The sequence below is a fragment of the Nocardia sp. NPDC052001 genome (genome assembly GCF_040680615.1).
GTDB lineage: Bacteria > Actinomycetota > Actinomycetes > Mycobacteriales > Mycobacteriaceae > Nocardia.
Genome location: NZ_JBFAXC010000011.1, coordinates 20,356 through 32,662, shown reverse-complemented (window position 1 = coordinate 32,662; position 12,307 = coordinate 20,356). Strand labels below are relative to the sequence as shown.

The following is a 12,307-nucleotide window of genomic DNA, read 5'->3' as shown; positions in this document are numbered from 1 at the left end:
GGTCGGTCGTGGATCGAAGGTCGGCGGCGTGGAGGTGTCGCGGGCCAGCGTGGCTGGTGCAGGATTGGATGTGGTGTGGGCGTGTCGCGGTTGTCCGGCAGGAGGCAGAACGCTACCGTGAGAACTGCTCATCACAGCTCCTTACATAAAGGTCTCCCTGCCCGTTCAGGCAGCGGCCTTCGGACTGTGGGAGTTGCGGCCCCCCGAAACGTTTTCCAGGCGATAGGGGGGCCGAGCTATGTTCAGGTGTGGTTCACCGGATGGAGGCTCCGGCTAGGCGACTTTGTCGTCTGCGAACGGCAGCGCCTCCTGTTCGGCGGGATGGATATCGAGTAGTTCGGGGCGGTGCAGCCCGTGGGCGACAAGCAGGTTGAGCAGTTCAGTCAGTGGCATCTGCAGTCGTGCGGCTTCGGCTAGCGCCGCGTCATAGATCGGACGCGTGGTCGCTATGGCACCGAGGGAGTGGTTGTCGGTGACGAGGTCGGGCCGTTCGTGCAGGAGTGCGGCGACATCGGCTAGGTAGGGACCCATCCCGCGGTGGGGGAGATTGCCCTTCATCACTTCATAGACGGGTGTCGCAACGCGCGCCCCTATGAGATCTCGTGAGCCTTTGTCTGGCTGAGCCATGCGCAACAACCTAGCCGCTGTTAACAGATTCGAGCCAGTCGACACGCACAATGAAGCGGAATTCGCCGAATTTGCGCGAGTCTCTGCGCCGCGTTATTCGAGGGGACTAGAGGGTGTAGCCCACTCCGTGCAAGCGGGTCGATCTCAAACAATCACAGTCGTATTTCACATGCTTGTCCTGGAGTGTCGAATTGGTCAAACATGCAGCTCAGACCAGGTGGAGCGGCGATAGCTATATCCCTTCTAATGCGTTGATATGACCCGATTAATGCGTAATCCACAGAAGGGTGTCGACTGACGATATCCCTACTAATGCGCGGATTATGTATTCGACCGGTCGCGCATTAGTAGGGATATCAACGCGATGTGCGACGCATTAATAGGGTCATCAGGAAGATGGGTATGACCCTATTAATGCGTAGCCCGATGCTGGCGGTGACCTCTCTAATGCGTGCCGGGGAACCAGTCAGGGCTCTGCCGTCGTTCGTCGCACCGCTATGCGGGATGGATCGGACGCGCAGCCGCACGGTGGGCGGATGCCCCAGGTCGAGGATTTGCGCGCGGCTACAGCCACAGGTTCGCCCTGCCCACATCGAGGCGAAGATGACCCCTCTCATGCGTGCGACGTGGGAGTTGATGACCCTTGTCATGCGTGCGCCCGCCTGGCATGACCCTACTAATGCGCAGGATTCCACTGTGATGACCTCTCTAATGCGTGCCGCGCGAGCTGACGAGGCCCGAAACGGGCATCCCCGGGGCAAGATCACGCATTAGAGAGGTCATCACCACGACGTCCGGCACGAGTTGAGGTCAGCGATCAGGGAGTGTCTGTGCGCCCGCGACCCGCGTCACGCATGACAAGGGTCATCGACAGGCAACTCGAGAGACGATCCGATGGTTCCGGTCAGTCTCGATATCGGGCTTTTTACTCTCAGATGACCCTTCTAATGCGTGCTGGTGTGTCCGTTCGGATGATCGATTGGACTGTGCGGCATAGTGGTCGGCATGGCGCGACCCAAACGTGACGAACTTGCGCTACTGGCGGCCGCGGACCTGTTGCGAGAACAGGAAGAGCAGGAACTCGTCTACACCACAAGCTATCTGGCACAGGTGTGCCTGCCCTACCGCGATCCCGGTGACGTGCCTGTGTGGCAGCGCCGCAACGGCGACATCGTCATGACGGTGAGGCCGGGGTACACCACGGACCCGCTGTCCGGTAAGGCCGTGTCTCTGGGCTACCCGACCGGTGTGGTGCCGCGGTGGGCGCTGTTCTATGTGATCAACGAGGCTCTGCAGAACGAGTCTCCGACGATCGTTCTCGGTGATGGTGTGGTCGAGTTCTTCCGCAAGATCAACCCCGAGGGAAAGATCACTGGCGGTAAGACCGGCAGCTTGACCCGGATGATTACCCAAACCAACAAGCTGTTCAATGCGGCGATCAGTGTGGAGCGCAAGCGGGTTGGCCCCGATGGCGAACGTGCGACGCTGACCACGAACATGTCGGTGGCCCATCGTGTGTTGATGTGGGGCGAAGGCGGGGACGACCGCGCGGTCATCCAACTGTCGGCCGACTTCTTCGATGAGATCATGAATCACGCTGTGCCCCTGGACCTTGGGGCGCTGCGGATCTTCGGTGACGACGCATGGTGCATCGATCTGTACAACTTCCTGAACTGGCAGTTCCACAATATGCAGGGCCGCAAGACTGCCCTGACCATCCCGTTGGACGAAGTGAACGCTCAGTTTGGTAATGCGCGCCAGTTGACCACTCCGCCGGCGCGGTACAAGTTCCGCAAAGCCCTGGAGTCCAAGCTCGATCGCGTCATGAAGGTTTGGGACGATGCGAACGTTGAGCTGACCACGAGCGGTTTGATCCTGCGGCCCAGTCGACCCCATGTCCGCGACAGAGGTCAACTCGTGGTGGAGAAGTCGGCGAGTACCCAGCTGATGCTGGAGGCGTAGCTACCCTGCCAGCTCTCCAGCCGCCACACCCACACGCCACCACCCGCGGCCGAACAGTGCATTCATCTCCCGGAGGCCGGAACCACGGTTAGTCGGCCGCGATACGCGATTTGCCTTGGTGGTAGTAGTCCTCGTCGTCGTCCCAGGCGTCATCGGATGTGGCCGTCGGCGCTGGCCCGAGAGTAGAGGCTGGCTCCGATTTGTGCTCGGGAGTCTTGTGGGGAGTGAAGGTTTCGTTCGCGGAGTCGAGGCCGAAGCCAGCACGGACAGCAGCGCGTGCCTGTACACGTGCTTGGCTGATCAGATCGATCACCGTCGACACGAGTTCCTCTGGGACGGCGCGTCGGGCGCTGTCATTGAGGTGCCAGCGGTGGATTGTGCCGTCGGAGCTGACGTCCACTGACACCGAGCCATCGGGTGTCGTTGAGGTCGCGATGTAGGTTCCTAGCGCGATGTGGAACAGTTCGGCATCATCCTCGGACAAGCCCAGTGCGGCAGCATTGGTCAGGTCACCGTTGTTCTGCATAGGGCCTCGTGATCTGAGAATTCGAATTGGTGGCGAGGTTTCAGCCTGACGGTTGTTATATAGTTTGCGCAAGCACTGACCGTGCGGACTCTGGGGTGGTGGGACTGGGTTCGAGTTGGTCGGGTTGCGTTCATAGGCAACAGTTTTGGGGGTTGTATGAGTCTGGCAGTCGATCTGGAAATTCTTGGCAAGTTGGCGACTACGTTGCACGGATACGCGCAGGAAGCGGCCGGAATCAAACCGCAGGATGCCCCGGATCCGAACGCCAAGAACGGACTTCGATCGGCGTTCGCTGCGGGATCGATCACCCAGGAAGTTGTGTATGGCGCTCTGGTCGCCACCGCGAAGCAGCGACTGGATGAGACGGGAACCGTAATGACCGAGTGCGCCACCGCGTTCAAGAACATGGACGACAGCAACTACGACGCCGTCGTCACCGCCTACAACCAAGGCACCGGCGACTGGAACGTAGGCTCGGGGAAATAGACCGATGCTGCTGACGTGGCTACGTACGGTCAATCCGCAGGTTCTCGAGCAGTACGCGACCGAATGGGAGCAGATCGGTACAGGTCTGGAAGGGGTCTATCAGAAGTACGTCGACTCGGTCTCCAAGGTCGACGGCCAGTACTGGCAGGGCAAGGCCGCCGACGCGGCACACAACCGTGCGTCCGCTGACCTGAAGACCGTGCAAGCCCTGGTCGATAAACTCAATGGGCTTGCCGCCCAGGCCCGCACCGGTGCCACGCTGATCAACGAAGCGCTGCGCAAGGCGCGAGGACTGCTCGATGAATGCGGCAACAAGGGCTGGACAGTGACCGAGTTGCTCGCGGTGATCGGCTCGGGGAATGTGCGCGATCTTGCACAAATGAACAAGGACCTGACTGCCGCGTACAACGCAGTCGTGGCCGCAGACGATGCTGTGATGGACGCGTTGAACCTCACCCGCAGCGGGTTGACCGTCGCATTCACCTCCGGCGCCTCACTCGGTGGCGAGCAGGGCAAAAACGATGGCAAGCATGTGGGCTTGGATCCCACGCACCTGACCGACGCCGAGCGCCAACGCCTCATCGATGCCGGAACTCTGACCGATGATCAACTGACCGATCTGCACAACGGCAAGACCGTGTCGATTCCCGTGGCACAGATGGACTACATCAACCAACTTGCCCGATCCTTGGACAACAAGAGCCCACAGGAAATTCAGGCGATCGTGGACTCGCTGCCCCCCGATGCCTCGACTGCGCTGAGGAATTCACTGCAGATGGTCTCGACCAGCGCCATCACCCCCGCGGTCAAGGGCGATCCCAACATCCCTGACCACGGCGACACCAACTTGTTGCCAGCCAAGCTCGAGCAATCGCTTACCCGCCCCGATCTGGTGAATACCGAGGTCAAGACGATCGGTGGTGGAACGTACGCCCGTATGACCACGTACACCAATCTCAATGGCGTCGCGGACAACCAGTCCATCGCCAAGATCGCGGGGGGCGCGGACCCGCGCTACCGTGCCGGTACCGGCCTGGACAAGCAACTCCTGGACGTCGGAGCGAAATACCTGAACGCACAGGTTACTTACGAACAAGCCCCTGATCACGCGGAGCGAGGGTTCACCGTGGACGGCCACGGGGTGAACTCCCGCGCAGCCTTGACAGAGGGCATCTTCAGCGCGGTCGGCGACGACAAAGCCGCCGTACAAAACCTCGTTGTTGATGCCAGCGGCAAACCCAATGATCAGTTCTTCCACGACGTCCTCACCCACACCTGGACCGATGACGACAAGGCCGCTTCCAAGCTCTTCGCGTTTGCCGATAACGAGCCCGGATCGGTCGACGCCCACCGCCAAGCCACCATCATGAGCGCTTTTGCGCAGTTCGCCTCTACTGACGACGCACCGAGTCATATCGCCGGCGGTAACGACAAGTGGCATCTCTACGACATCCCCGGAACCGACCATCAGACGGTCGGGGATCTGAATCCGAAACTGGTCCAAACTCTTTCGACCAGCATGACCCCATACATCGATGACCTGACCAACCCGACTCACCCCACCAACGATGGGTTCAAGGTCACCGATGTCAACGGTGACAGTTGGACCGACCCATCGAAGAACCACACCTTCACCGGCTCGAAGAACATCTTCTCCTTCATGGACACGAATGATCTGGCCGGCCAGAAATTCAATGCAGCTGCGCTGGCAGCCTCGATGCAGCACGAAATCAACTATGGTCAGGATCCCAACGACCCCCATGCTCGAGATCAACTCGTTGACTCCGGAAGGCTGCAAGGGCTGGTAGATGCTGGTCTACGCGATGAGATCAGCGCCCACACCACCGACAACGCCAAAGTCGCCGCGGACGCGTACAACCAGAAGAAGATCGCCTACGAGACTGTCATGCGTGGACTCGGGTACAGCGCGCCGATCGGCGATCTTACTGTCAAAACCGTTACGGGCGAACAGCTTTCGAAGTTGATCACCCTTGGCGGCGATCCCCTCAAGAACGCGGTGATCGGGGCACCGCCCACGGCGGCGAACAACAACATCGGCCTGAATCCGCCGAACTTCGATCAGCAGGCGTACAACGTGCTCGCGAGCGCCGATGTGCCGAACAATCTGCGCACCGAATATTCCGAACTCTTCGATGCCAACGGTCAACTCAAGCCGTGGCATGATCTCCAAACAATGCCCACTGACGGGAAGGGCACCGACCCTCTGAGTGATCTCACGACTGTGTTCAATCGACTCGGTCTCAACGACGGGCACGACTCTACGATGAGGGACGGATACAGCGATGTCACCGGCAATTACAGGAAGAACGACAATCAACAGCCGCATAACGGTGGCCGCTAATCTCATCTGTGCAGCGGTCGCGCTCGGGGCGACCGCGGGCTGCGGCGGTGCCGAAACCGCCTCCACTGCTTCGGTGTCCCCCCCGGTCGGGGTAAGTCAGGATTACGCGACGCTCTCGTGCATCACCGCGCCCGAAGACCTCCGCTGGGAGTATGCGTATCTTTACGATTCCAGCGGTCACCTGAAGTCGTTCAAAGAGATCCAGTCCATGCCCGTCGATCAAGAACTCGGCCAGAACCCGCCCAAGGATGTCACCAGCCTGTACAAAGCGTTGGAGTCCCGCTATGGGCACCCGCCAGCCTGCGGAGAGCAGTATCCCCGAGGAACAGCGGGACAGTTGAATGTAGACGCGCTCAACCACAAAGCCCTCAGCTGTGCAGATATTCCAGCCGATCTGAAGCAAAAGTACCCCGCTCTCTTCGATAGCGCTGGCCGCCTCAAAAGCTGGCTGGCAATCGAATCGTCGGCGATCCCGTCCGCGAATGACTCCCTGCAGGGCGACATCACGTCTCTCTACAACCAAGTTGTGTCCCGCCTCGGGCACCCGGTCTCCTGCCCGGAGAAGTGACCGCCGAGCACAACTCGGGCGCAGTACGCCACCATGAGATGACGCAGCGGGCCGAAAGCAAGCTCTGCCGAGGCCGCCACGACCGAGCTCGGCCAGGCGAGGCCGATGACGGATGCCGACAGGGCGCTTCCCGGGCACTTGCCGCCACCTTCATTCCTATGGTCACAAGAAACATACTGATTGCTGTTGCCAACGTTCCTTCGTTGTCGTCAGCGGGATGCCTCATCAAAAGGCACATTGATGGACAATAGCCCTGGCGTCGGATCAGGCTGAACCCGTTGGCATTCCGGGCATCTCAGACCGTTTGTGCCAGGTTCGGTTGCGTAGCGAGCATTTTCGTGCGCTGGCTGTTAGCTGGCTCGTAGGGTCCGTAGCATGACTTCGCCGATGCCATGGTCGATGCAGGTGCAGGGTGTGACAGTGGGCGGGATGGAGTGCGGGGATCGGGAGGGGTATCCGGTTCTGGCGTTTCATGGTTCGCCGGGCTGTCATGTGGAAGCTGTTGCGTTCGCGGATGTTCCGGCGGCCGAGGCCGGGTTGCGGTTGATCGCGGTGGATCGGCCCGGGATGGGCATGTCGGGGTGGGCACCACAGCGCCGTGTGCTCGATTGGGCCGACACGGCGGCCGCGGTGGCCGATCATTTCGGGTTCGATCGATTCGCGGTGCTGGGTGCCTCGGGTGGTGGGCCGTACGCGATGGCGTGCGCGTACGCGCTGCCTGAGCGTGTAAGTCGTTGTGTGCTGGTCAGTTCGATGGCACCGGTGACCGATGAGCCGCCAGCGCCGGGGGAGCCCAAGCGGGCGGCGGGGATGATGATTTTGCGCAAGCTGCCGTTCCTGGCGCGTCCGGCGACTGCGCGCCTGGCGGGGGTGGTGAAGAAGCCCAAGGGTCTGGCGGCGCTGGTCGGTCAGATGTCCGAGGCCGATCAGGCGCGGATCGCGCGTGATGAGCAGTTGCTGGCCGATTTAGGGGCCAATATCCGTGGGGCATTCGTGCCGGGCACCAAGGGGACCGCGGCGGACTTTGTGCGTGTGTTCGCGCGGGAGTGGGGGTTCGATCCCGCCGATATCGTTGTGCCGACCGCGGTGTGGCATGGCGATAGCGATGCCAATGTGCCGACCGGTGATGGGCGGCGGCTGGCCGCGACGATTCCGGGCGCGCAGTTCCACCTCGTGGAAGGCGTCGGGCACCTGTTGTTCGTCGATCACGCGGCCGCGGTGCTGGACACCCTGCATGACCGGTCTGCGGAGTCCTCACCGCGCGAGGGGTGAGGACTCCGCGCCGAAACTGATCAGGTGCGGGTCGGGGTGGTGCCGGTATTTCTTGGTGGCGCACACCATGTGGTGGTGTGCGGTCACTGATGTGGGGCGTTGTTGCGGTTGGCCATGTCCTGGCACATGCGGCAGCCGGTGACCATCGGTGCGCTGATCGGTGCGAGCGGGGTGACATCGATCAGGGCTTGGGGCCGGTCGCCGCCGCCGATCAGTGTCCATTTGGCCAGCAAGGGAATCCAGTCGTCGGCGGGGTCGAAGCGCACGCGCACTTCGTGGGTCGCGGTGTCGCGCACTCCGGTGGCGAGCGCGAAACATGTTTGCACGACATCGAGTTTGGAGTTGTCGTCGAATTCGGGGTTGTGATGGCGCCACGCCGCGAGCGGACTCGAGGGTGAGGACGTGAGCCATTCGTGGATGAAGCCTGTTTTCAGGTCCGCGAGTGCGACGGCGTGGCCGGGGGTGATGGGCATGGCACGGACCGCGACCAGGGTCAGGTCGGCGTGGCCGGGGTTCTGGGTGCCGGTGATATCGGTGACGACCGCGCGCACGACGCGATTGGGGCCGGTGCCGACGGCGCGGGCGGCGATGAAGAGTTCGTGGGTGTCGGTGGGGTTGTCGTAGTGCAGGGTCGCGGTGCCGGACCATTGGTCCGCGGCAACGTCGAGATTCTCCAGGTTGAACAGAGACAGGAATCCGGGGCGGTCGGGCCAGATATCGAACGCGGCGAGCATTTCGGGGATGGTGTGGCCGGTGAGCAGATCGCCCTGGGGTGCGCGAAAGAGGTACTGGGCGGCGGGATTTGCGACCGCGAGTCCTTTGACGCTCCATTCGATCGCGCCGATGATCGGGGTGCGGGGTAGGGGTTCCTCGACGCCGCCGACCCAGACCGCGACCGCGTGCACGTGCCCCGACGGGCCGAGCACGGGGATGGTCATCATGCGCCTGAGCTGGTCGTCGCGCAGGGGGAAGTACTTGTCGCGCGGCTTGCTCATGCTCGCGCATTCGGCGACCAGGGGGCCGAGCATGCGTGCGGCGGTGGCCGAGGCGCGGGCGACGCTGGTGCGGTTCAGGCGCGAGAATGCGCGCGGGCTGGCTCCGTCCAGGACCACGGTGGTCTCGTCGGGGCTGGTGAGCGTCTCGATGACAACCCAGGGCCAGATGGGGGACGCGGCGGCGGGTTCGTCGTGGTTCGAGTGGGTGGTGACGGGCTCCATGGTGTGACCTCCCTTCAGAATCAGGATCGGTCGGTTTCCGCCTGAAATTACCCTTGACCAGGCTTTATAGGTTCAATTGTGACCGCGACAGACATCGCGGGCCAGACTTTCCGAACATATGGGACATTCCTTGCCATGACCCATAGCCACGTGCTATAAGACCGTCCGGTATGTGATGGATGGGGTGCGGAACTACTCCGCCGCATCGGGCGGCGACCCGTCCCGGGGTTACGGGCGTGCGGGTCCCACGGTGCTGAGCTCGGAGGCATGGTTGACGATGGTGCTGCCGATGACGCAGGGGACCGGCAGGAGCAGCACGGTCGCCAGAGCCCAGATGAACATCCAGGTGCGGGTGATCGCGGCGACGATGACGGCGGCCGGTCCGATCACCATGACCGCGAGCATCCCCAGCAGATAGACCTGGATGCCACGGCCGACTTCGTCCATGCAGGGGCTGCCGGGCGCGCACGGATCGCCTCCCATCGCCAAGAACCCGCTGAGTAGCGCGAACCAGATCGCGGCGGCGAGTGCCAGAGCCAAGCACGCGCCCGTGATCACGGTGTCCCATAGCGGGATTCGTCGGCGGCGGGGGTGCGAGGGCTGCCCCGGGGCACCTGTGGTGGTCATAGGGGGCAGCGTGGCCGATGGACAGGCTCCGGCGGATCCGTAGGACTACCCAGCCAGCAGTAGGTACCCGGGCCACTCGCTCGCCCGAGCCCCCCACCGGGAATGGTGGCATATGCGGGCGATGGTTGGGCAATACGTACCACAGGCGGGGATTTCACTCGGCCGCGCTTTGCTGATGTGAACTCGACTTTCGATTCTCGCCATTGTCGAGTGTTCTGATCTGCGGTGATGAATGAATCACGGCGATGACCGGCCGAATGGAATTAGTTATTGCGCGGATCACATTCGCGGGTTTACTCTGAGCTCACTCGCACGAGAGCAACATCGAAGCTAACGCAACGATTTGTTCGGATGCCGTTCCAGGGACTGTGTTGGCAGCTCTGAGGGCGTGACGATCTTCTTCGATCGGCACGCAATCCTTCATCCCTTTTCATTGCGCTCACGCGCCGTCGCGGCCTCATTCCGTGTCTCCGGATCTTCTCTCCGGTGCCGGGTATCGGTCGAAAGTTCTTCTCAGCGACGAGTTTTCGTGGCGCACCGAATCGAAGGAAGCCGCCATGGTCCTCTCCACGCTGCCGTCTCCGTCTCTGCTCGTTCGCTCTCGTGGGTGCGCCACGGGAGTCGCGGGTGCCGGGCCACGTCATGGCTCCCTGGTCACCGAGGTGGCCCGGCTACGCGAAACGCTCGCCGAGCGTGAGCACCAAATCCTCACTCTGACACGCGAACTCGATGATCTGCTCGATCGCGAGAGCATGCGTGCGCTGGATCCGGGCCTCGAAGCCCTGACCACCGGCGCGGTGCTCGAGCGGTACGGGCTGCCTCGCGCTGTTCATGTGTCGTGCAACGTCCAGGACGCGACGAACCCTCATGGGCGCCGTGCGGAGAACAACACCGAACACGTGGGACAGCCTGCTTTGTCCTGGTCGGTGTGCCCGCTGACGTGGCATGTCCTGGTCACCCGGCTCGCGCGGTTGTCGCGGGCACGGGGGCGTCGGCGGGTCCGCACCTCGGGGGAAACCTCGGCTCCCGGGGTGCGGACCGCCACGCGACTCTCTCCTCACCAGACCCGCGCGCTCGTAACCCGCGCATTCGGGTTGGTGGTCGCGGATCTGCGTGCGGGACTGCGGATCTGGCTGATCACCAGCACGGCCCCGATCGTGGCGTGGGTTACCGCCCAATGTGCTGTTCCACCAAAACATCCGCGCCCGCGTGTAGGTGGTGCGCGATGAGCGGGGTGCCGCGCTGGGCGTGGCTGCTGGCCGCGGAAGACCACTGGGTGGTGGACATGCTGCGCCACTACCGCGCGCTACGCCCCGAACCCACAGTCACCGACTCGATCGAACCTGTCCGGTCTCGGCGATCCGCGCCGTCGACCTCCACCGAAAGGGAAATGCGATGAGCCGCACGATCACTGCTCGACACGCGCTACTGGCGGTGGGGGCCTGGCCCGCACTGATCGCTATCGCCGCAGGCGTGGCCACCGCGAGCCCGGGACAGCCCGGCGTGGCCGCACCCGGTGCGGGCCAGCCCGGCGCGAGTGTCGCGCCCGCGCCCGCGGCTCCGGTGCAGGTCGCTCCGGCCCCGCAGTCCACCCAGCTCGCGGACTGGGTACCCGAACCGGCGCAGGTGATGCCGGTGCCGCAGCGTCCGCGCCCGCAACAGCAAACCCAGCCGCAGGTGCAGGTCCAGCCGCAATCCCAACCCCAGCAGAGCGTTCCGGTGCGCCCCCGCGTCCAGCCCCAACCTCAGCCTCAGCCTCAATCGCAGACCGAGGAGATCACCTCTGATCCGGTCGATACCGAAGCGCAGGTGGCTCCGGCGGTGATGCCCGCGAACCCACACACCCTGCGCCTGGGCAACGGAACAGTGGAGTTGCCCGAGCAGATCGACCTGCGGGACCGCAACAAGGCGCAAGCCTATGTCGATTTGGCCGAGTGGAATCTGGCCGCTGCCGGTGACGGAATCGGGTTGCCGCGCAACGAATCCGACCGCCTTGCCGCTGGTGCGATCGGTGGTGCGGTGATCGGTGCGCCGGTGGCGGCGTTGGTGGCCGCGCCGGTCGGTGCGGTCGGTGGCTGCGGTGTGGGCGCGATCGTGGGCGCGGTCGCGGGCGGGCTGATCGGCGGAATCCCCACCGCCGGAGCGATGGCCGTGCCCGGCGCGCTGATCGGCGCGGCCGTGGGCTGCGGTGTGGGCGGCGCGACCGGCGGTGTCACCGCGGCGGCCGCCGGAGGACTGGCCGGTGGACTCGCGGGAGCGGGCACCGGCGCGGTGATCGGCGGCGCGGACCGCGATGTCGCCCTGCCCGCTGATGTGCCCGCGCTCATCGACGCCCCCGCGCCTGCGCCTGCCGTCGATCCTGCTCCGGCTGCGGTGGAAGTCGCTGCGCCGGTGGCCGATCCGATGCCGGCCCCGGTCATCGAGCCGGTGGCCGCGCCGTTCATTCCGGTCGTGCAGGAGGTGAGCGAGCAGGTCGTCACCGCGGTGCAGGATGTGGCCGCCGCTGATCCGGTGATCGCGCCGGTCGTGGAATCGCTGACCGACGCGGTGGCCGCGATCCCGCCGGTTTCGGTCGAGCAGTTCGGGGCGTGGGCCGCACCGGTGAACGACGTGCTGGCCGCTGTGCAAGACCAACTCGGCAACTGAGCACTACCGACGCA

12 protein-coding genes are annotated in these 12,307 nt (G+C 63.5%); 8 read left to right on the top strand and 4 right to left on the bottom strand.

The window, feature by feature from the left end; all coding sequences use genetic code 11:
* Positions 1-273: 273 nt before the first annotated feature.
* A complete protein-coding gene (locus tag AB0L82_RS35315; RefSeq protein WP_364646644.1) occupies positions 274-627 on the bottom strand; it encodes a hypothetical protein in 354 nt (117 codons plus the stop codon).
* A 1,005-nt stretch (positions 628-1,632) separates the two neighbouring features.
* Between AB0L82_RS35315 and AB0L82_RS35310 the strand changes: the two genes are divergently transcribed.
* Positions 1,633-2,589, top strand: a complete 957-nt coding sequence (locus tag AB0L82_RS35310) for a replication protein RepA (RefSeq protein WP_364646641.1) — start codon at positions 1,633-1,635, stop codon at positions 2,587-2,589.
* A gap of 88 nt (positions 2,590-2,677) precedes the next feature.
* Here AB0L82_RS35310 and AB0L82_RS35305 read toward each other — a convergent pair whose 3' ends face one another.
* Entirely contained in the window at positions 2,678-3,115 is a 438-nt protein-coding gene (locus AB0L82_RS35305; RefSeq protein ID WP_364646638.1) for a hypothetical protein, read from the bottom strand.
* Between the two features lie 156 nt (positions 3,116-3,271).
* Here AB0L82_RS35305 and AB0L82_RS35300 point away from each other — a divergent pair, with 156 nt between their 5' ends.
* From AB0L82_RS35300 to AB0L82_RS35285, 4 genes are all read left to right on the top strand, one after another.
* Positions 3,272-3,601 carry a hypothetical protein gene (locus tag AB0L82_RS35300; protein WP_364646635.1) on the top strand — a complete coding sequence of 110 codons (330 nt, stop codon included), beginning with the start codon at positions 3,272-3,274 and terminating at the stop codon, positions 3,599-3,601.
* 4 nt (positions 3,602-3,605) lie between these two features.
* A complete protein-coding gene (locus tag AB0L82_RS35295; RefSeq protein ID WP_364646632.1) occupies positions 3,606-5,963 on the top strand; it encodes a hypothetical protein in 2,358 nt (785 codons plus the stop codon).
* A complete protein-coding gene (locus tag AB0L82_RS35290) occupies positions 5,953-6,531 on the top strand; it encodes a hypothetical protein (protein ID WP_364646629.1) in 579 nt (192 codons plus the stop codon). Before AB0L82_RS35295 ends, AB0L82_RS35290 begins: the two co-directional genes overlap by 11 nt.
* Positions 6,532-6,906: 375 nt before the next feature.
* Positions 6,907-7,803, top strand: a complete 897-nt coding sequence (locus tag AB0L82_RS35285) for an alpha/beta hydrolase (protein ID WP_364646626.1) — start codon at positions 6,907-6,909, stop codon at positions 7,801-7,803.
* A gap of 83 nt (positions 7,804-7,886) precedes the next feature.
* On the opposite strand, the gene AB0L82_RS35280 is transcribed toward AB0L82_RS35285, so the two are convergent.
* Together AB0L82_RS35280 and AB0L82_RS35275 are read right to left on the bottom strand one after the other, a co-directional pair.
* A complete protein-coding gene (locus tag AB0L82_RS35280; protein ID WP_364646623.1) occupies positions 7,887-9,020 on the bottom strand; it encodes a GAF domain-containing protein in 1,134 nt (377 codons plus the stop codon).
* Positions 9,021-9,248: 228 nt separating this feature from the next.
* A complete protein-coding gene (locus tag AB0L82_RS35275; protein ID WP_364646620.1) occupies positions 9,249-9,647 on the bottom strand; it encodes a hypothetical protein in 399 nt (132 codons plus the stop codon).
* Positions 9,648-10,204: 557 nt separating this feature from the next.
* Here AB0L82_RS35275 and AB0L82_RS35270 point away from each other — a divergent pair.
* From AB0L82_RS35270 to AB0L82_RS35260, 3 genes are read left to right on the top strand one after another with little or no spacing between them, the layout of a single operon-like run.
* Positions 10,205-10,876: a hypothetical protein gene (locus AB0L82_RS35270; RefSeq protein WP_364646618.1), complete on the top strand. Its 672-nt coding sequence runs from the start codon at positions 10,205-10,207 to the stop codon at positions 10,874-10,876.
* Positions 10,873-11,046 (top strand): hypothetical protein, encoded by a 174-nt coding sequence (locus tag AB0L82_RS35265; protein WP_364646616.1) that lies wholly within the window; start codon positions 10,873-10,875, stop codon positions 11,044-11,046. Before AB0L82_RS35270 ends, AB0L82_RS35265 begins: the two co-directional genes overlap by 4 nt.
* Complete coding sequence (locus tag AB0L82_RS35260) at positions 11,043-12,293, top strand: hypothetical protein (RefSeq protein ID WP_364646613.1); 1,251 nt, start codon at positions 11,043-11,045, stop codon at positions 12,291-12,293. The genes AB0L82_RS35265 and AB0L82_RS35260 overlap by 4 nt, the downstream gene beginning before the upstream one ends.
* Positions 12,294-12,307: the final 14 nt, after the last annotated feature.